Annotated in this window: 16 protein-coding genes and 1 pseudogene; 12 read left to right on the top strand and 5 right to left on the bottom strand. The window is 70.5% G+C overall.

What is annotated here, in order from left to right; translation table 11 throughout:
• The 4 genes and pseudogenes from sitA6 (at position 1) to ACX114_RS02920 (ending at position 4003) form a co-directional block, all read left to right on the top strand.
• Positions 1-701, top strand: a pseudogene (gene sitA6 / locus ACX114_RS02935) (SitA6 family polymorphic toxin lipoprotein).
• Between the two features lie 3 nt (positions 702-704).
• Positions 705-1421, top strand: a complete 717-nt coding sequence (gene sitI6, locus ACX114_RS02930; RefSeq protein WP_459294477.1) for a SitI6 family double-CXXCG motif immunity protein — start codon at positions 705-707, stop codon at positions 1419-1421.
• A 36-nt stretch (positions 1422-1457) separates the two neighbouring features.
• Complete coding sequence (locus ACX114_RS02925) at positions 1458-2699, top strand: DUF6068 family protein (RefSeq protein ID WP_459294475.1); 1242 nt, start codon at positions 1458-1460, stop codon at positions 2697-2699.
• A 62-nt stretch (positions 2700-2761) separates the two neighbouring features.
• On the top strand, positions 2762-4003 hold the full coding sequence (locus ACX114_RS02920) for a DUF6068 family protein (protein WP_459294473.1): 1242 nt from the start codon (positions 2762-2764) through the stop codon (positions 4001-4003).
• Between the two features lie 6 nt (positions 4004-4009).
• Here the strand turns inward: ACX114_RS02920 and ACX114_RS02915 are convergent, their stop codons facing one another.
• Positions 4010-5842, bottom strand: coding sequence for a patatin-like phospholipase family protein (locus tag ACX114_RS02915; RefSeq protein ID WP_459294471.1), 1833 nt, complete (start codon positions 5840-5842; stop codon positions 4010-4012).
• A gap of 172 nt (positions 5843-6014) precedes the next feature.
• On the opposite strand from ACX114_RS02915, the gene ACX114_RS02910 reads away from it, so the two are divergent.
• Positions 6015-6911, top strand: coding sequence for a bestrophin family protein (locus tag ACX114_RS02910; RefSeq protein WP_459294469.1), 897 nt, complete (start codon positions 6015-6017; stop codon positions 6909-6911).
• 26 nt (positions 6912-6937) lie between these two features.
• On the opposite strand, the gene ACX114_RS02905 is transcribed toward ACX114_RS02910, so the two are convergent.
• Together ACX114_RS02905 and ACX114_RS02900 are read right to left on the bottom strand one after the other, a co-directional pair.
• Complete coding sequence (locus ACX114_RS02905; protein WP_459294467.1) at positions 6938-7381, bottom strand: organic hydroperoxide resistance protein; 444 nt, start codon at positions 7379-7381, stop codon at positions 6938-6940.
• A 44-nt stretch (positions 7382-7425) separates the two neighbouring features.
• Positions 7426-7869 (bottom strand): MarR family winged helix-turn-helix transcriptional regulator, encoded by a 444-nt coding sequence (locus ACX114_RS02900; RefSeq protein WP_459294465.1) that lies wholly within the window; start codon positions 7867-7869, stop codon positions 7426-7428.
• Between the two features lie 151 nt (positions 7870-8020).
• On the opposite strand from ACX114_RS02900, the gene ACX114_RS02895 reads away from it, so the two are divergent.
• The 4 genes from ACX114_RS02895 (at position 8021) to ACX114_RS02880 (ending at position 10774) form a co-directional block, all read left to right on the top strand.
• Entirely contained in the window at positions 8021-8803 is a 783-nt protein-coding gene (locus ACX114_RS02895; RefSeq protein ID WP_459294463.1) for a HipA family kinase, read from the top strand.
• Complete coding sequence (locus tag ACX114_RS02890; protein ID WP_459294461.1) at positions 8781-9179, top strand: DUF3037 domain-containing protein; 399 nt, start codon at positions 8781-8783, stop codon at positions 9177-9179. The genes ACX114_RS02895 and ACX114_RS02890 overlap by 23 nt, the downstream gene beginning before the upstream one ends.
• A gap of 150 nt (positions 9180-9329) precedes the next feature.
• The gene (locus ACX114_RS02885) at positions 9330-10301 is read left to right on the top strand and encodes an endonuclease/exonuclease/phosphatase family protein (RefSeq protein WP_459294459.1); all 972 of its coding nucleotides are present in this window, start codon (positions 9330-9332) and stop codon (positions 10299-10301) included.
• A gap of 80 nt (positions 10302-10381) precedes the next feature.
• Positions 10382-10774 carry a DUF488 domain-containing protein gene (locus ACX114_RS02880; RefSeq protein WP_459294457.1) on the top strand — a complete coding sequence of 131 codons (393 nt, stop codon included), beginning with the start codon at positions 10382-10384 and terminating at the stop codon, positions 10772-10774.
• Here the strand turns inward: ACX114_RS02880 and ACX114_RS02875 are convergent.
• Positions 10771-11679, bottom strand: a complete 909-nt coding sequence (locus tag ACX114_RS02875; RefSeq protein WP_459294455.1) for a DnaJ domain-containing protein — start codon at positions 11677-11679, stop codon at positions 10771-10773. The genes ACX114_RS02880 and ACX114_RS02875 overlap by 4 nt on opposite strands.
• A 143-nt stretch (positions 11680-11822) precedes the next feature.
• On the opposite strand from ACX114_RS02875, the gene ACX114_RS02870 reads away from it, so the two are divergent.
• Positions 11823-14432 carry a M1 family aminopeptidase gene (locus ACX114_RS02870; RefSeq protein ID WP_459294453.1) on the top strand — a complete coding sequence of 870 codons (2610 nt, stop codon included), beginning with the start codon at positions 11823-11825 and terminating at the stop codon, positions 14430-14432.
• Between the two features lie 4 nt (positions 14433-14436).
• On the opposite strand, the gene ACX114_RS02865 is transcribed toward ACX114_RS02870, so the two are convergent.
• Positions 14437-15165, bottom strand: coding sequence for an alpha/beta hydrolase (locus ACX114_RS02865; RefSeq protein WP_459294451.1), 729 nt, complete (start codon positions 15163-15165; stop codon positions 14437-14439).
• Positions 15166-15387: 222 nt separating this feature from the next.
• On the opposite strand from ACX114_RS02865, the gene ACX114_RS02860 reads away from it, so the two are divergent.
• Both ACX114_RS02860 and ACX114_RS02855 read left to right on the top strand, forming a co-directional pair.
• A complete protein-coding gene (locus ACX114_RS02860) occupies positions 15388-17331 on the top strand; it encodes a PAS domain-containing sensor histidine kinase (RefSeq protein WP_459294449.1) in 1944 nt (647 codons plus the stop codon).
• Between the two features lie 151 nt (positions 17332-17482).
• Positions 17483-17656, top strand: a complete 174-nt coding sequence (locus tag ACX114_RS02855; RefSeq protein ID WP_459294447.1) for a hypothetical protein — start codon at positions 17483-17485, stop codon at positions 17654-17656.
• Positions 17657-17672: the final 16 nt, after the last annotated feature.

Genomic DNA, 17672 nt, shown 5'->3' with positions numbered 1-17672 from the left:
ATGCGCGGACTGTGCTGGCTGCTCGTAGGGCTGCTCTGGAGCTGTGCGTCGACGTCATCCGCTCCGGCGTTCTCGCCGGAGGCCTTGTGGGCGGAGGCGGAGACTGGAAGTGAATGCGCGGAGGGGGACGAGGACCAATGCCTCGCCCCCTGGTGCGTGGATGGGACCTGCGCGCTGTTCCGGTGCCAGGACCTGGAACCGGGCCGGGTGGTGCGCACGCGAAGCGCGCTCGCGCCGCCGGTGTTCGTGGCACCGGGGAGCGGACCCAGCGGACATGGGGCAGTGCCCAGGGTCTACCGGGCGATGCGACGCCCGTCATGGTGTTCCGCTGGTATCCGCGCGAGAAGCTGCCCAGCGAGGTGAAGCGGCAGAAGGCGATGGAGGAGTGGGCGAAGCGGCCCAAGGAGCGGCACCACATCTTCCCGCAGGCGTTCAAGAAACACTTCGTCACCAAGGGCATCGACATCCATCAGTACGTCATCGCTATCGATGCGGACCTGCACAAACGCATCCACCGTGGAGCGAATGGAGGTCCCTGGAACCAGGACTGGCAAACCTTCAACGAGGGCCAGGGACGAACAGGCAACCGGGAGATGCATTTCGACTACGCAACCCTGATGATTCAGAAGTACGGTCTCTTTGGTTTGACCATGACCTATTGGCAGTTGGTGGACCTCGCGCCCGTTCCAGTGGAGGACTGACGGATGCGCTACTTCGAGCTGTCCACGCCGCGCGATCTGGACAACGTCCACTGGAGCGGGACCTACCGGGCCACGCGCAAGTGGTGCCTGCCGGGAATCGATTGTCCCCGCTGCACGCCCTGGAGCGGAATGTTGGCCTATCCGTCGGTGGACCTGTCCAACCTGACAGAGAACGACTCGCTGACGAGCGGATGGCCCCAGCCTTTGGAGGAGTACGCACGGCGTGCGGCCCTGGTACGTCCATACGTGCCACAGGAGCTTCCTATCGAGCCGGGCTGTAGTTTCGGTCCCCTGGTGGGCACGTCAATGGGCCGGTTTGGTCCTGTCACCGCGAGACCTTCGTGGGAAGTGCTTGTAAGGGAGGACACGCTAGCGTCAATTCAAGAGGCGGGCCTGAAAGGCATCATCCCGGTCCGGGCGGAGCTGCGGAACCGCCGCACGAAGGAACTGCCGCAGTACGAACTGGAAGCGCGCTCCCTGGTGAAGCTGCACCCTGCGTGCATCCAGGACCGGGACCGGGTGCCCACCTGCGAGTACTGCGGGCGCAATGGCTTCTCGCTCCCACCGGAGCGCTGGCTGCTCGGTGCATCCATCCCCACGGACCTCGACCTTTTCGGTGTGGAAGACACGACCCGCATCGTCGTCTCCGAGCGCTTCGTCGACACCGTGAACCGGCTGGGCCCCAGTGACGTGGTCTACCGGGAGATCTCCGTGGAGTAGCAAGTCCCCTGGCGCCGAAAGCCAGTCCGTGGCTCAATGGCAGACGGGGGTCTCCGCCAGATGCAACGACAGTCTTTCCGTCAGGGATTCATCGCGTGGGCCATGGGGGCGCTTGTCCTGCTCATGGGCTGCGGGACGTCCAGGCCGCGGGGCTTCAGTACCGTGACGGAGGTTCCTCCAGGGAGCAGCTCGGATCAGGTGCCCACGTCGTGGCAGGACGCGCGCGTGGGGGACCGCGTGGAATATGCCTTCTACGCGGACCGGATCGGTTCGCGACGGGGGACCAGCGCTTCGGCGGGTCAGCTCTTCGTGGAGGTCATCGCGGTCCGGTCCCCCTGGGTCTGGCTCTTCATCCGGGTGACCCGGAATGACCGCCAACCCCATCCGCATCCGTTCCTGAGCCACGGCTTCGTGCTGCCCATGCGCATGGGCCAGGCCCCTACGAATCCCCCCGACCCCATCGAGGATGGCAGCACGAGCACCACCCGCCAGTGGGCCTTCGCCGCCGGGCAGCACTGGATCGCCCGACGGATTTCCCGCGATGACTCTCCAGGGGACGGCCCCACGCAGCACCGGCTCTACGCCACGACGCCCGGGCCGCTCTATCTCACCAACGGGTTGATCGAGGTGCACTTCAACGCGTTCGGGTTCAGCATGTCCGCAGGCCATTCGCTCGCGCTCGTGTCGTTCCAGCGAGGCTCGGGCACGGTCCAGGGAACCCCTCCCGTCATGGGCAACCCCTGGGGACCGGGCACCTGGTACGAGTTGCAGGAGGGCTCCAGCACCAGCAGCGTCCGCGTGAAGCGTGTCTGTCTGGGCGCGGAACAGGGCTATCTGCTGCGCAAGGTCTGGGAGAAACCTCGGGACGACGTCCGATGCGATGACTTCCAGGGCGCGGAGGTCGTTTCGCTGGAGAATGCGTTGATCAACCTCGTCAACGACTCCGTCTACATTCCCACCTGGCCGCCTCGTGACTACGGAGCCCCGCTCCCCAGGAAGGTGCGGGTCCAACTGGGCCAGGAGTCCGTGGTGGCCTTCTTCGAAGAAGCCCCTGCCAACCGAGGCGAGGGGTCCTACTGGATGCGTTCCAAGAGCTATCCCACGGACCCGTGGAGTCCCGTGCTGCGGGGGCTCCCCATGGAGGTGCGCTTCGACCGGCTCTCGGAAGGGCTCTACGAGCAGCCAGAAGGGGCGCCGCGCAAGTTCTACTCGGACAGCCGGCTCCTCCGCTGGGGCACGTGGGTGGAGTCCTCCGAGCTGTCGACCAGCGCACGTTGAACCCGCGCATGCGGACAGCGTCCACGCGGATCCGCGCGGCGCTCCGTGTATCTAGCGGCCCCATGCGACGCCCCCTCTTCCGCGCTCCCCTCCTGCTGTGCTCCGCGCTCCTCTTGAGCACGGGCTGCGAGAGCATGAAGCCCCGTGCCGTCTCCCCCTCCGACGGCACCATCGCCACCGAACAGCCCGATGCCTCTGCTCCGACCGAGGCCTCCGTGCTGGACGCAGGAACTCCCGACACGGCCACCGACACCACGCCCTCTCCGTGGCAGCGCGCCCGCGTGGGCGACCGCGTGGAGTACGCCTTCTCCGCCCACCGGGGCCGCCCCGGCGCGGACACCGGCGTGGGCGTGGCGGGCCATGTCGTGCTGGAGGTCATCGCCGTCCAGGCGCCCTGGGCGTGGCTCACTGTCACCTTCACGGATGATCAGGGCAAGCCGCTGGCCCACCCTCGCCTCTCCCAGCCTCGCGTGCTGCCCATGCGCATGGAGGAGACACAGCCCTGGAAGCAAGAACACCGCGGCCAGCGCTCCGCCGAACAGACCACCGCCGCCGGGCGCACGTGGGATGCCCGTCGATTCCTGGACGACCGCCGTCCCAGTGACGGCCCCCTCCAGAACCGCCTCTACGCCAATGAGCCCGGCCCGCTGTACCTCACCCACGGCCTGCTCGACGCCAGCACCACGCTCTCCGGCTTCGGCGCCAGCGGCAGCCAGCAGCTCACGCTCGTGTCCTTCCGCCAGGGCTCCGACGCCACGGGGACCGTGCCCGCGCTCGACCGGCCCTGGGGCCCGGGCACCTGGTACGACGTGCGCCAGGACCTCTCCGGAACGTCCTCCGTGCGCCGCGTCTGCCTGGGCGCCGAGCGCGGCTTCGTCCTCCGCAAGGAGCTGACCGGCCCCACTGGCGACGCCCCCTGCGCCGACTTCCGCGACGCCGAGCCGCAGCCCCTGGAAGAGGCCCTGCTCGCCGCCGTCAGCGAAGCCGTCAGCCAGCCGCAGCAGTGGCCCCCCGTCGCCGCCGGCACCGCGCCGCCGCGCCGGGAGACCTTCACCGTCGCCCAGCACCCCATCCCTGCCTTCGTCCTCGAAGCGCCCGCGGGCGAGGGCGCCGAGCGCCGCGTGCAGGTCACCACCTACGCCGCCGACCCCTGGGGCGCCGCGCTCAACGGGCTCGCGGACGAGGCCCGCTTCCTCCCGCTCGCCGACGCCGTCTACCGCGCCCCGCCGAAGGGCAAGCGCGTGCCCGAGGATGGCACCGCGCTCGCCGGCTGGGGCAAGTGGGTCATCGACGGCGGCAGGTAGCGCGCCTCAGTCACACGAGCGGCGCTCCGGCTTGTCCGCGCGGCACTGCGCCACGGACGGGAGCGCCGCGCGCGCCTCGTCCGCCACCTCCACCAGCTGGCGCGAGCACTCCTTCGCCGCCAGCGTGCCCTGGATGTCGAACAGGGACAGCACCTCCTTGCAGCGCTTCTGCATGGACTCCACGCCCGCCACGAAGAGCGGCTGCATCACCTCCGGCGTGAACGAGTAGCCGCTCGCCGTCGCCAGCCCCGTCTCCGGCTTGAACATCCACGCGCTGCGCCAACTGCTCGCCACCTGGTCGAAGCGCGCCGAGCCCATCCACACCGCCTGCCCCGCCCCCGGCCCCGCCATCTGGGGCTGGAAGCCCCCGCCCTTGCGGCGGCAGAAGTCCTCCGAAGCACCGCGCAGCGTGCAGACGTTGTACTCGCCCAGCCGGCGCGTCACCGCGAGCAGCTCCGCCTGCTGCACCTCGGCCACGCGCGGCTGCGCCACGAACAGGTCGATGGTGCGCATCAGCACGCTCATCGCGTTCTTTGGATCCATGGCCGGGGACGGGTTCATCCCGCCCGTCGAAATCACCAGCACGCGCTCCGCTCCACGCTGGACCGCCTGGAGCAGCGGGAGCCCGGAGCGCACGCCGCCGTCGTAGTACGTCCCCGTGCGGTCACCCGCCGCCGACGGCAGCATGCCCGCCGGGTTCGACAGCACCGGCTCCGCGATGGACGCCACGATGGCGTGCACCATCCCGCCCTTGCGAATCTTGTCCGACGCACCCGGCCTGAAGTCCGCCGGATCCTGGTCGCTCACGCTGAACACGTCGCCCGTCTGGAAGTCCACGGACACCGACACCAGCTCCGTGCCGTTGTGCAGCATCTCCGGCTGGATGAACTGATCCAGCTTCGCGTACACCCCGTCGAACTTCACCAGCCCGCGCGTGTCCTCCGCCAGGTTCCACAGCCACGTGGAGTTCACGCAGTACAGGTCCGACTCCACCGTGCACGTGTAGTTGCCCAGGAGGAGCCGCCGCGCGTTCGCCTCCTGGCCCGGCGTGTGGAACAGGTCCACCAGCGTGCTGATGAGCGCGCCCGTGCTCGTCCCCGCCGCCAGATCGATCCGCGCGTCGCCGCACCCCTCCGGCGCGGGCTTGCCCCGGCACTGCTCCAGGATGCCCAGGAGCCGCCACATGGCCCCCGCGCTGAACGCGCCGTTGGCTCCGCCGCCGCTCAGCACCACCGCGTTGCTGGGCCGCTGGAGGTCGCGGCGCCACGAACGCGCCCGCACGTACGCCGCCGCGGACGCCGCGCCCCGCTGGATGCCCTGCGCGAGCACCTCGCGCGTCAGCGGCACCTCCAGCGACTGCTGCAACGCCGCGAGCGACGGACCAATCCCCATCGCGTTCGCGAGGAAGCGCTCCGCGTCCACCTCCTCCGCGGCCGGCGTCGCCGTGGAGAGGGATTGCGCCGGCAGCGGCACGCCCCACGCCGACGCCTTCACCGTCCGGTCGACGTAGCCCGTGCGCCCATCGTTCTCATAGCAGGATGCCGAATCGTTGCCCGCGTGCTGGACCAGGCACGCCGTCATGTCCAGCACGGCCTCCGGAGACGCACCCAGCGCGTCCATCCACGCACCTGCTCGCGAGGGATCCACATAGGAGTCCGTCAACTGCGCGCGCGTCAGCCCCGCCACGCGCTCCACCGCCGGCACGCGGATCGGCATGTCCTTCGGCTCCGGCGAGTCCGGGGCGTTGAGCGTGTCCAAGAGGACGTCCGTGCGCATGAAGCTGCAACCGCTCGCCGTGGCGGCGAGGAACATCAGCAGGGGCGTGAGGTGACGGCGCATGGGGAACGCCTCCATGACGAGGGATGGAACGGACCGTCTTCCTCCTTAGCTGAAGCCCCCGACGCCCGGCCATCACCCCAAACGTCCGGCATCCGCAATCTCGCAAAGCACTGCTCGCGACGCGTCGCGGTGCGGTTAGCATGCGCCTCCCGTCCCGGAGGGTATCCCCTACATGGTTGAGTATGACCCGCATCGCTGGTGGAGCTACTTCCACTACCTGCGCGGTTCGATGGTGAAGGAGATCGTCGGCCGAGTCTTGATGTGCGTTGTCTGGGCCGCGGCCGTGGTGGGCTTCCACCAGCACGTGCGCAACGTGGGCGTGCCCCCCACGGTACACACGCTGGCCGGCATCTCGCTGAGCCTCCTGCTCGTGTTCCGCACCAACGCCTCCTATGACCGCTTCTGGGAGGGCCGCAAGCTGTGGGGCGGCATCGTCAACGAGACGCGCAACCTCATCCGCGCGTCGGAGCCCTTCCTGGGCAAGACGGCGCTCTACACCGCGCTCATCCGCTGGACGGCCGCGTTCCCCTTCGCCACCGCCGGGTGGCTGCGAGGCCAGCAGCGGCAGTTGGGTCCCCACACGGAGACCCTGCCCTCCGGGGAGGTGACGGAGGTGCTCAAGGCCCAGCACGTGCCCCTCAACGTGGCGCGCCGGATGACGGCCGTGCTGGACGAGGGCCGCCGCCAGGGGCTGTATCCCGAGTACGTCCAGATGCAGCTGGACCAGAACGTCCAACTGCTCATCGACTACCTGGGAGGTTGTGAGCGCATCCACCGCACGCCCATGCCCTTCGCGTACATGGTGCACCTGCGCCGCGCGCTCATCCTCTACTGCTTCACCCTGCCCTTCGCGCTGGTGGACACCTTTGGCTGGGTGACAGTCGTGGCCACGTTCGTCGTCGCGTATGTCTTCTTTGGTATCGAGGAGATTGGCGTCGAGATCGAAGACCCCTTCGGCACGGACGACAACGACCTGCCGCTCGATACCATCTGCCAGAACATCCAGAACAACCTGCTGGCGCTCCTGCCAGCCCCCGCCGCGAGCGCCCGCGACGACTCCGCCGCCTGAGCTCGCGACAGGGGCCGGGTGAAGGGCTACTCCGCGACGGAGACCTTCACCTCGATGTTGCCGCGCGTGGCGTTGGAGTACGGGCACACCTGGTGGGCCGCCTCCATCAGCTTCTGCGCCTCCTCGCGGGGGATGCCCGGGAGGATGCCCGTGAGCTCCACCGCCAGGCCGAAGCCGCCCTCGGGCGTCTTGCCGATGGTGACGGTGGCCTTCACGCCGGCCTTCTCATCCAGCTTCTTGCCGGCCTTGCCCGCGACCAGGCGCAGCGCGCTCTCGAAGCAGGAGGAGAAGCCCGCGGCGAAGAGCTGCTCGGGGTTGGTGGCCGTCTCCTTGCCGGAGCCGCCCAGCTGCTTCGGCATGGCCAGCTCCAGGCCGTTCAGCGGGCTGTTGTCCAGCAGCAGCTTGCCGTTGCGGCCGCCGTGGGTGACGGCGGTGGTGGAGTAGAGGGGCGAGATCTGGACCGGGGCCATGGTGGTGCTCCTTCGTGACGTCGTGGTTGGAAACCGCGTGTGTCTCAAGCGCTGCGTGAGGAAACCTTTTCGAACAGCCGCTGGATGTCCCGGCGCAGCCGCGACAGCTCCTCCAGCGTCAAACCGGTGCGGCAGACAATGGCCTCCGGGATGGACGCGGCCTTGCGGCGCAGCCCCTTTCCCTGCGCGGTGAGCGACACCGTCACCGACCGCGCGTCCTCCTGGGAGCGCTCGCGGCGCACGAAGCCCAGCGTCTCCAGACGCTTGAGCAGCGGCGTGAGCGTCCCCGAGTCCAGGTACAGCTTCTCCCCCAGCTCCTTCACCGACACCCCGTCCGTCTCCCAGAGCACCAGCATCACCAGGTACTGCGGATAGGTGAGCCCCAGCTTCGCCAGGAGCGGCGTGTAGGCCTGCACCATCGCGCGCGACGCCGCGTAGAGCGGGAAGCACAGCTGCAGGTCCAGCCGGAGGAAGTCATCCGTCGACATGGGGAGTATGTAGTGCACAATTAAATTGCGCGCAATCAAATCGGCGGTGCGCGAGGGGAAGCGCCGTCAGCCGCAGGGTGTTTCCCCCGTCGGGCAGGGCCGTGGTACAGCCGCCACCCCCGGAGTGCCCGGGAACTGTCGAGGACGAGGGATGCTCAGGACGGTCACCGCCACGCGCTACGTGACGCCCTTGCGCGAGGGGGGCTCGCTGCCCGCCATCGTGGAGGCGAACGACGCGGGGCTCTATGTCGTGAAGTTCCGTGGGGCGGGCCAGGGGGCCAAGGCGCTCATCGCGGAGTTGATTTCGGGAGAGCTGGCGCGGGTGCTGGGCCTGCGCGTGCCGGAGCTGGTGTTCGTGGAGCTGGACGTGTCGCTCGGGCGCAACGAGCCGGACAGCGAGATCCGCGAGCTGCTCAAGTCGAGCGCGGGGTTGAACCTGGCGCTGGACTACCTGCCGCGCTCGGTGACGTTCGACCCGCTGGCGGTGCCGGTGCCGGAGGCGCAGGTGGCGTCCGCCATCGTGGCGTTCGACGCGTTCGTGACGAACGTGGACCGCACGCCGAAGAACCCCAACCTCCTGGTGTGGCACCGCAACCTCTGGCTCATCGACCACGGGGCGGCGATGTACTTCCACCACTCGTGGGACGGCTGGGAGGAGCGCAGCCAGACGCGCTTCGCGCCCATCAAGGACCACGTGCTCTTGCCGTGGGCGCACGGGCTGGCGGAGGCCGGGGACCTGCTCCAGGCGCGGGTGACGCGGGAGGTGGTGGAGCGCATCGTGGGGTCCATTCCGGAGGCGTGGCTGGGCCAGGAGCCCGCGTTCGCGACCACGGCGGAGCACCGCGCGGCGTACGTGACGTGGCTGATGCGCAGGCTGGAAGCGGCGCCGGCGTTCATCGAGGAGGCGACGCGTGCCCACGCCCAGCTCGTTTGATTACGCCATCATCCGGCTGGTGCCTCGCGTGGAGCGCGAGGAGTTCATCAACGTGGGCGTCGTCCTCTTCTGCGTGCAGCACCGCTACCTGGGCGCGCGCGTGGAACTGGACGTGGCGCGGCTGAAGGCGCTGTCGCCGGACGCGGACGTGGAGCTGCTCGCGGGCCACCTGGAGAGCTTCCGCCGCGTGTGCGTGGGCGGGAAGGACGCGGGGCCCATTGGACGGCTGCCGCAGAAGGAGCGCTGGCACTGGCTGGTGGCGCCCCGGAGCACGATGCTCCAGACGGGCCCGGTGCACGCGGGCTTGTGTGACGACCCGGACCGCGCGCTGGAGCACCTGCTGGACACGATGGTGCGGGTGAAGCCCGCCGGGTGAGCAGCCAGGCGGGCGGGCACTCTGTCCGCCTGCCAGCACATCGCGGATGGCGCGGGCGCATCCCATCGTGAAGAGAGCGGGGAGGCCTGGACGTTCGTCCCAGGGCTTCCCATTTTTCATCGCGAGGCATGGGGAGGTAGCGACCGGACCATGGAGCCGTCAGCGCTGCGCATCGTCACGTACAACGTCCGCTACTTCGGCCACATGCTGAGGGGGCTCGCGAGCACCATCGGTCCCAAGCGCCGGGTGGCGGCCGCACTGGCCACCCTGGACCCGCTGCCGGACATCGTGTGCCTCCAGGAGGTGGAGACCTCCTCGCTGCGCAGCAACATCGTGCACCGGCCCACGCGTCCGGGTGAGACGCAGCTGGAAGCCTTCATGGAGCGCGTGGAGGAGACCTTCGCCCTCCAGGGGAGGGACATGCCCTACGAGGCGTTCTACTTCCGCGCGCACCACTACAAGGTGGGGGAGCTGTCGCTGTACACGACGGGGCTGGCGATGCTCGTCAACACGCGCACGCTCCAGGTGGACAAGCACAACGTGCAGGCGCCGGAGCACATCACGCACCACCACGTGCAGGGCCTGAAGGAGCGCAAGCAGAGCCGCATCTGCGCGCACATGCGCGTCATCCGCCGCGCGGACCAGCGCGCGTTCCACGTCTTCAACACGCACCTGAGCCTGCCCACGCCGTTCGCCCGCGAGTTCTGGGCCACGCGCGACAAGATGGGCTGCGGCGTCAACCAGCTCCACGAAGCGAAGAAGCTCGCGGGCTTCATCGGACTGCACGCGAAGGAGGAGCCCTTCGTGGTGTGCGGGGACTTCAACTCGCCGCCGTCGTCGCCGGTGTTCCGCTACCTCACGGGGGATGCGCACCTGACGTGCGCGCAGGCGGCGGTGGGGCAGATCAACCCAACCCTGTCCCGCGCCTTTCCCACCGCGGGCTTCATGCACATGCGCATGCACCTGGACCACCTGTTCTCCGGTGGCGGTGTGAGCTGGGTGGACACGGAGGAGACGCGGCCCTTTGGAGACCTGACCAGCCGCTTCCACGGCCTGTCCGACCACGTGCCGCTCATCGCGCGATTCCGGCTGGCCGCACCGGCGCCCGTGCTGGTGACCTGAGCAGCCGGCCGCCGCGTTCTCGCCGGGTGCTCCCCACGCGCGCGTCGCGTGGGCAGCGTGCCTTGTAGGGGAGCGCGACGATGATTCGACTCCAGCGCGTCTATGACGAGCACGGCCCGGGCCCTCGGGCGGGGGCCCGGTTCCTGGTGGACCGGCTGTGGCCACGGGGGCGCAAGAAGGCGGACCTCCACCTGGACGGTTGGCTCCGCGACGTGGCGCCCAGCACGGAACTGCGGCAGTGGTACGGCCACCACGTGGAGCGCTTCGACGAGTTCCGGTCCCGGTACATCCGCGAGTTGGACGCGCACCCCGACGCGTGGGAGCCGCTGCTCGAGGCCGCGCGCCACGGCCGCATCACGCTGCTCCACGGTGCCCGTGACACCGAGCACAACAACGCCACGGTGTTGAAGGACTACCTGGAGGCCCGGCTGAAGCGCCCCGCGCGAACGAAGCCGCGCCGCACGGTGCACTAGTCCGCGTCGCGCTCCAACGCCTCCCATGCGTCCAGGATTTCGCGCGTCTTGCGCTCGGCGAGCGCGTGGAACTCCGGCGCCAGGTGGGCCACCTTGTCCGGGTGGTACTGCGCGATGAGCGTGCGGAACACCTTGCGCGCCTCGTCCTTGGGAGTGCCCCGCTCGATGCCCAGCACCGTCCAGGGGTCCTTCGTCTCGGGCTCGGGCGCGACGGCACGGCTGCCGCGCGGGGGCGTCGCTTCGTCGGCCTGCCACGAGCGAGCCCTCGACGCGCCATGGCGGCCTCCGCCGCCCGAGGCTCTGTTGTCACGGGCCCTGGCGGAGCCGGAGCGGGCGCCATCGCGTGCGGACGCATCTTCGCGGGCGCTGGAGCGGCGCCAGGGGTCGGCGGGTTCTTCCGGCGCTCCGCTGTCGCTCACGGGCCCGTAGCGCGGCGGCGCTCGGGGCGCGGGCTCGGGGCGGCGGTGGCCGGGGCGCTTCTCCGGGTCGGGCGCGGGGATGCCGTGCGACAGGCGGCTCAGGGCCTCCTGGAGGAACCAGAGGTCTTCCGCGGGGCTGGCGTGCTTGCGCACCACCGCGCGTGGCTTGCCGCCCTCCAGCAACACGTAGCCCGTGGCCGCCGCGTAGGCGCGCTTCTTGTCGTCCGGGTAGAGCCGGTCGCCCAGGTCCCCCAGCGGATCCCTCCACATGCCTTCCGTGGTGCCCTCGTCCGCCACGATGACCTGCGACAGCACGTCTCCGAACAGGTCCTCCAGCGCAGCGAAGGGCTCGCGCGCCTGCGGTGGACGCGTCATCGCCGCGCCGTGGCGCACCCCCGCCACCAGCAGCAGCCCCTGCGCCGCGTCCACGAACGAGAAGAGCTTCTCGCGGACCTGCTTGTCGGAGAAGTAGAGAACGGCCTGCACGGTCCTCCCATCTTAGGGCCTTCGCGCCCCGGCCCCCATTCGTTCCCCTCCCAACCTCGCGAGCCCGGTCCGAGGAATTCCGACAAGACCCGGTTCGAAGCGGCTCGACCCCGGGACGGGCTTGCGGAAGAGTCACCCTCCTCATGCGCTGCTGCCACCGCCACGCCCCCGCCGCCGCCGCCGGGTCCTCCGACCCGCATCCGTTCAGCCTCCCCGGCGCCACCGAGCACTACGCCGCGCCCCGGCCCGTGCGCGCCGAGCACGTGCGCATCGAGCTGGACCTGGACTTCGCCCAGCGCGCCCTGACCGGCACCTGCACCACCCGCGTGTCCGCCGTCCGCACCGTGTCCACCGTCACCTTCGACGCCGTGGACCTGGACGTCACGGAGGCCCACGTCGACGGCCGCTCCGTCCCCTTCTCCAACTCCGGTGCGCACGTGCGCGTGGAGCTGCCTCGCGCGCTCGAAGCCGGCCAGGCGTGCGACATCGCGCTCACCTACCGCGCCCGCCCCCGCCGCGGCCTCTACTTCTGGGGCCCCGACGCGGGCTACCCCGACCGGCCGCTCCAGGCGTGGACGCAGGGCCAGGACATCGACGCGCGATGCTGGTTCCCCTGCCTGGACACACCCGCGCAGAAGGCCACGTCGGAGGTCATCGCCACCTTCCCGGCGAACATGACGTCGCTGTCCAACGGCGTGCTCGTCAGCGACGTCACCAGCGGCGAGCGGCGCACCCAGCACCACCGCATGGCGCAGCCGCACGCGCCCTACCTCGTCACGCTGGTGGTGGGCGAGTTCGACGAGGCCACCGACACCGCGGGCACCACGCCGCTGCGCTACCTGTTCCCCAAGGGCCGCCGCGAGGACGCGCTCCGGTGCGTGGCGCGCACGCCGCGGATGATCGCCGCGTACGAGTCCATCACCGGTGAGCCCTACCCGTGGAGCGGCTACGCGCAGGTGTTCGTCACCGAGTTCATCCTGGGCGGCATGGAGCACACGACGGCCACCACGCTGGTGGACACCGTGCTGCACGACGCGCGGGCGCACCTGGACTACAACGCCGAGCCGCTCATCTCCCACGAGCTGGCGCACCAGTGGTTCGGCGACCTGCTCACCTGCCGCGACTGGCCCCACGGCTGGCTCAACGAGGGCTTCGCCACCTACTTCGAGGTGCTCTGGAAGGAGCGCGGCGACAACCGGGACGAGGCCGACCATCACCGGGCGCTCGACCTGGAGGCCTATCTCTCCGAGACGCGCGAGCGCTACGCGCGCCCCATCGTCGCCCGGAAGTTCCAGGCGCCCATGGACCTGTTCGACCGCCACCTCTACGAGAAGGGCGGGCTGGTGCTCCACGAGCTGCGCCGCCGCGTGGGGGAGGACCTCTTCGTGCGCGCCCTGCGCCACTACGTCGCGTCCCACCGCCACGGCGTGGTGGAGACGGTGGACCTGGCGCGAGCCTTCGAAGAGGCCACCGGCCACAACCTGGATCCGGTCTTCGACCAGTACGTCTTCTCCCCCGGCCACCCGGAGCTGAAGGTGGAGGTCCGCTACGAGGCGGACGACGCGCGCCTGCGCATCACCGTGCGCCAGACGCAGCGCACGGATTCGGGCACGCCCGTCTTCCGCCTGCCGCTGGAGGTGGCCGTCACGGTGAACGGCGAGGACACGCGCCACCGGCTGGAGCTCACGGACGCGGAGCACCGCTTCCACCTGCCCTGCCCCGCCGCGCCCACGCAGGTGCGCGTGGATCCGCGCCGCGACGTGCTGGGCACGCTGGACGTGGACAAGGCCGTGGGGCTGTGGCGCGAGGAGCTGGCGAATGCCCCGGAGGCCCGCGCGCGCACGGAGGCCGCGCACGCGCTGGGCAAGGACGGAGGCCTGCGGTCGGTGGAGGCGCTGGGCCGGGCGCTGAAGGACGCGAAGCTGTTCTGGGCCACCCGCGCCGCGTGCGCGAAGGCGCTGGGCCGCATCCGCACGCCGGAGGCCCGCGCGCTGCTGCTGGACGCGGTCGCCACCGAGCACCCGCGCGTGCGCCGCGCCGTCGTCGCCGCGCTGGGTGAGTTCCGCCACGACGTGGAGGCTGCCGGGAGCCTGCGTGCGTTGCTGGAGGCTGGAGACGCCAGCTACTTCGTGGAGGCGGAGGCCGCTCGGGCCCTGGGCCGCGTGCGGGCGCTGGATGCGCTGCCCCTGCTGGAGGCGGCCACCGCGAGGCCGTCGTTCCAGGACGTCATCGGCGCGGGCGCGATGGACGGGCTCGCGGAGATGCAGGACCCGGCCGCGTTCCCGGTGGCCGTGGCGCGCACCGCGTATGGCCAGCCCGCGTTCCTGCGCCGCGCGGCCGTGAGCACGGTGGCGAAGCTGGCGGAGGTGGCGAACCGCAAGCGTGAAGCCGTGGACCTGTTCGCGCAGCTCCTGCGCGACCCGCAGTTCCGCGTGCAACTGGCGGTCTGCGACGCGGCCTCCACGCTGGGCGACCGTCGCCTGCTGCCCGCGCTGGAGGGCACGACCTTCAGCGATCCACGCACCCGCCGCTACGCCCGCGAGGCCGTGCGCGCCCTGCGCGAAGGCGCGCCCCAGGCCCGTGAAGTCGCGTCACTGCGCGAGGAACTGGACGCGCTCAAGCAGGAGACGCGCACCCTGCGCGAGAAGCTGGAGACGCTCACGCTCAACGCGCAGCCAGCCGCCCCCGCGCGGAAGCCCGTGCGCAAGCAAGCAGCGAAGCGCGGTCGCACGAAGCCCAAGCGTCGGCGATAGGCCGTCAGTCCGTCCGCCCCTGCAACGACTGGCGCAGGAACGTGCGCCAGTCCTCGAGCAACGCGGGCGACACGTCGTGGCCCAGGTCCGGGTAGGTCTTCACGTCGATGGGGACGCCCCGGCCCTTCAGCTCCGCGACCCGGTCGCGCGTGTGCTGCACGGGGATGATGGCGTCCTGCTCTCCCTGGAGCACCCGCACCCTCCGCGCCAAGGGCTGCTCCTGCCCCGGGTCGCCCAGAAGGCGTGTCCCCATGGGCATCGCCGCGTCCACCAGCTCCGGGTGCCGGATGGCCAGCATCCACGCCAGGTCTCCTCCGTAGGAGAACCCCGTCACCACCACGCGGCGGATCTCCGGATGCTCCGCCCGGACCTCGCGGATCAACTCCGCGAGCCGCTCCGCCATGCGCTCCACGTCCTCCGTCTTCCCCTCCCACGTCTTCTCCTCGTGGTCGGCCTGGAACCACGTGAAGCCGTCACGGCGGGGCCTCGGGCCCTGGGGCAACAGCGTGCGCACCGGGATGCCCAGCGACTGGATGGGCGCGTCCCAGAACGCGGGCGTGGAGCCGGAGAAGTGCAGGGCCACGAGCAGCGCCTCGGGCTTCGGAGCCCCCACCGCCTCGCTCTTGTAGACGAGCGGGCCCGGCGCCACCGGAGGCGTGCCCCGGCTGCCCGCACAGCCCATCCCCAGCATCGACACGGCGAGCAGCACGGCGGCGGTTCGGGATTCGCGCATGCTCCCCCATGTACCCGCCCGCCCGCCCGGCCTCCAGGGGTGCTGTCAGCGCCCGGCCCTCCGGCTTCACCGCGCCGCTTTGGCCCACAGTGTGTACCTGTAGTCAAAGGGAACGCGCACGGGCGCCAAGACGCGCGCCCGCCAACGCCGGGGAGCCCCCACCGCCCGGCAGGGCCGCCACGCGAAGGAAAGACGCGTGCCGGTTCCCACCAGGAGCGAAGCATGGCCGGAGGAGCCGCACGGGAGCTGGAAGCCGTCTTGGACGCAGCGGTGGATCCCTTCATCGCGTGCGGCCCGGATGAGCGCATCCTGCACGTCAACGCGGCGACGGAGCGGCTGCTGGGCTGGGACCGCGAGCAGCTCGTGGGCAGGCCCGTCACCGACCTCTTCCCGCCCCGCCTGCACCACTTCCACGGCCTCAGCCTGCCGCGCTACCTGCTGTCGCGCCGCAAGGCACTCGGCGGGCGGCCCACGCGCGTCTTCGCCCTGCGGCGCGACGGCGTGGAGCTCCAGGTGGAGGTCACCGTGGGCGCCACCGGCCTGGACGGGAATGAGCGCATCGTCTTCACGCTGCGCCGGCTGCATGAGGTCATCGACTCGCTGGAGGAGCCGGTGGAGCACGTCTCCGGCCGCTCCGGCGTGGCCTCGCACCAGGAGACGGTGGACCGGCTCTACCGGCTGCTCGTGGAGAACGCGCCCCTGGGCATCTTCCACTTCGACCGCAACCCCGTCATCACCGCGTGCAACGACCTCTTCGCGAGCTTCATCGGCACGTCGAAGCGCAACCTGGTGGGCCTGAACCTGCTCACGCTGCGCGACGAAGAGATCATGACCTGCGTGCGCGAGTCACTGGCCGGCCGCCCCTGCGACTACGAAGGCAACTACCGCACGCTCACCACCGGCAAGGAGATACCGGTGCGCATCCGCTTCGCCCCCTGCTACGCGGAGGACGGCACCGTGGAGGGCGGCGTCGGCATCGTGGAGGACATCACCGAGCGCCGCCACGTGGAGGCCGAGCGCGAGGAGAACCTGGCCCAGCTGGACCTGCTCTTCCGCGGCGCGCCGGTGGGCATCGGCTTCCTGGACACGAACCTGCGCTACGTGCGCGTCAACGAGACGCTCGCGCGCATCAACGGCATCCCGGCGGAGGACCACCCGGGCCGCACGCTGCCGGAGCTGCTCGGCGAGCCGGGCACCATCGCGGAGCAGGGGCCCCGGTACGTGCTGCGCACCGGCGAGCCGCTGGTGAACCAGGAGTCCACCTCCGACCAGGACCTGGGCGTCCCCGGCCCCCGGCGCTGCTTCCAGGGCAGCTTCTATCCCGTGCGCACCCCCGATGGCCGCGTGCTGGGCGTGGGCGTCCTCATCGAGGACATCACCGAGCGCCGGCGCGCGGAGGAGGAGCGCGCGCACCTGTACCGCGAGGCCCAGGAGGCCATCCGCGTGCGCGACGACTTCCTCTCCATCGCGAGCCACGAGCTGAAGACGCCGCTGACGCCCCTGAGCCTGCGCCTGGCCACGCTGGAGCGCCGCCTGGAGCGCGGCGAGAACCTGGACCCCGGCGTGCTGCGCCACGCGCGCCACCAGCTCACGCGCCTCACCGGCCTCATCAACGACCTGCTGGATGCCTCGCGCATCGAGGCCGGCCGGCTGTCCCTGCACCCGGAGGCCACCCGCTTCGACCTGCTGGTGGAGCACACGCTCGCCGGCATGGAAGGGCAGAAGGGCAACCACACCTTCGACTTCGAGCACCCCCGGGAGCCCATCTCCGTCCACGGCGACACGTTCAGGCTGGAGCAGGTCGTCTCCAACCTGCTGGAGAACGCGCTCAAGTACAGCCCGGACGGCGGCACCATCCGCGTGCGGCTGTCCCTGACGGACGACGTCGCGGTGCTGTCCGTGACAGACCCGGGCATTGGCATCCCGGAGGATCAGCAGCAGCAGCTCTTCGACCGCTACTTCCGCGCGCGCAACGCCTCCACGCGCTCCTACGGCGGGCTGGGCCTGGGCCTCTACATCAGCCGCGACATCGTGGAGCGCCACGGCGGCCGCATCTGGGTGGAGAGCGTGGCGGGCCGGGGGTCGACCTTCTACGTCGCGCTGCCGACAATCGCCTCCGTGCGGCCCGCCCTCCCGCAGGTGTGGCCCGATCGCCACCTCCACTGAAGCCGCGATGGCGCCCGCCTGAAAGAACTTCAGCTCCGCCTCTCCGCCCCCGACGAGGGCCTCATGCAAAGGGCTGGAATCCCACGCTTCCCGGCCCTGGCACGCCCCCTGCTCTACCCGGATGCACGGGAGGGAGAGAGTTATGGAGAACATGACGATGAAGAGCGAGTCCCCCATCAGCCAGGACAATGACGGGTGGGTGGTCCGGGTGAAGGTCGGTGGACGCATCCAGGAGGTGCGCTGCACCTCGGAGAACCAGGCGCGCTACTTCGCCGCGGTGCTGTCCTTCAACAACGCGGCGCCCCCCTCGCGCCTGCGCCACTAGCGCGCGAGGAGAGACG

This window comes from Corallococcus sp. M7, from assembly GCF_054512695.1.
The sequence above is the reverse complement of the archived record's forward strand: the minus strand, read 5'-3'. Positions and strand labels throughout refer to the sequence as shown.

Bases quoted from the DNA above. Each gene is read 5' to 3' on its own strand.
- sitI6 (WP_459294477.1), top strand. From the start codon at position 705: ATGCGCTACTTCGAGCTGTCCACGCCGCGCGATCTGGACAACGTCCAC.
- ACX114_RS02910 (WP_459294469.1), top strand. From the start codon at position 6,015: ATGGTTGAGTATGACCCGCATCGCTGGTGGAGCTACTTCCACTACCTG.
- ACX114_RS02865 (WP_459294451.1), bottom strand. From the start codon at position 15,165: ATGCGCGAATCCCGAACCGCCGCCGTGCTGCTCGCCGTGTCGATGCTG.
- ACX114_RS02900 (WP_459294465.1), bottom strand. From the start codon at position 7,869: ATGTCGACGGATGACTTCCTCCGGCTGGACCTGCAGCTGTGCTTCCCG.
- ACX114_RS02915 (WP_459294471.1), bottom strand. From the start codon at position 5,842: ATGCGCCGTCACCTCACGCCCCTGCTGATGTTCCTCGCCGCCACGGCG.
- ACX114_RS02920 (WP_459294473.1), top strand. From the start codon at position 2,762: ATGCGACGCCCCCTCTTCCGCGCTCCCCTCCTGCTGTGCTCCGCGCTC.
- ACX114_RS02870 (WP_459294453.1), top strand. From the start codon at position 11,823: ATGCGCTGCTGCCACCGCCACGCCCCCGCCGCCGCCGCCGGGTCCTCC.
- ACX114_RS02885 (WP_459294459.1), top strand. From the start codon at position 9,330: ATGGAGCCGTCAGCGCTGCGCATCGTCACGTACAACGTCCGCTACTTC.
- ACX114_RS02925 (WP_459294475.1), top strand. From the start codon at position 1,458: ATGGCAGACGGGGGTCTCCGCCAGATGCAACGACAGTCTTTCCGTCAG.
- ACX114_RS02880 (WP_459294457.1), top strand. From the start codon at position 10,382: ATGATTCGACTCCAGCGCGTCTATGACGAGCACGGCCCGGGCCCTCGG.
- ACX114_RS02855 (WP_459294447.1), top strand. From the start codon at position 17,483: ATGACGATGAAGAGCGAGTCCCCCATCAGCCAGGACAATGACGGGTGG.
- ACX114_RS02895 (WP_459294463.1), top strand. From the start codon at position 8,021: ATGCTCAGGACGGTCACCGCCACGCGCTACGTGACGCCCTTGCGCGAG.
- ACX114_RS02905 (WP_459294467.1), bottom strand. From the start codon at position 7,381: ATGGCCCCGGTCCAGATCTCGCCCCTCTACTCCACCACCGCCGTCACC.
- ACX114_RS02860 (WP_459294449.1), top strand. From the start codon at position 15,388: ATGGCCGGAGGAGCCGCACGGGAGCTGGAAGCCGTCTTGGACGCAGCG.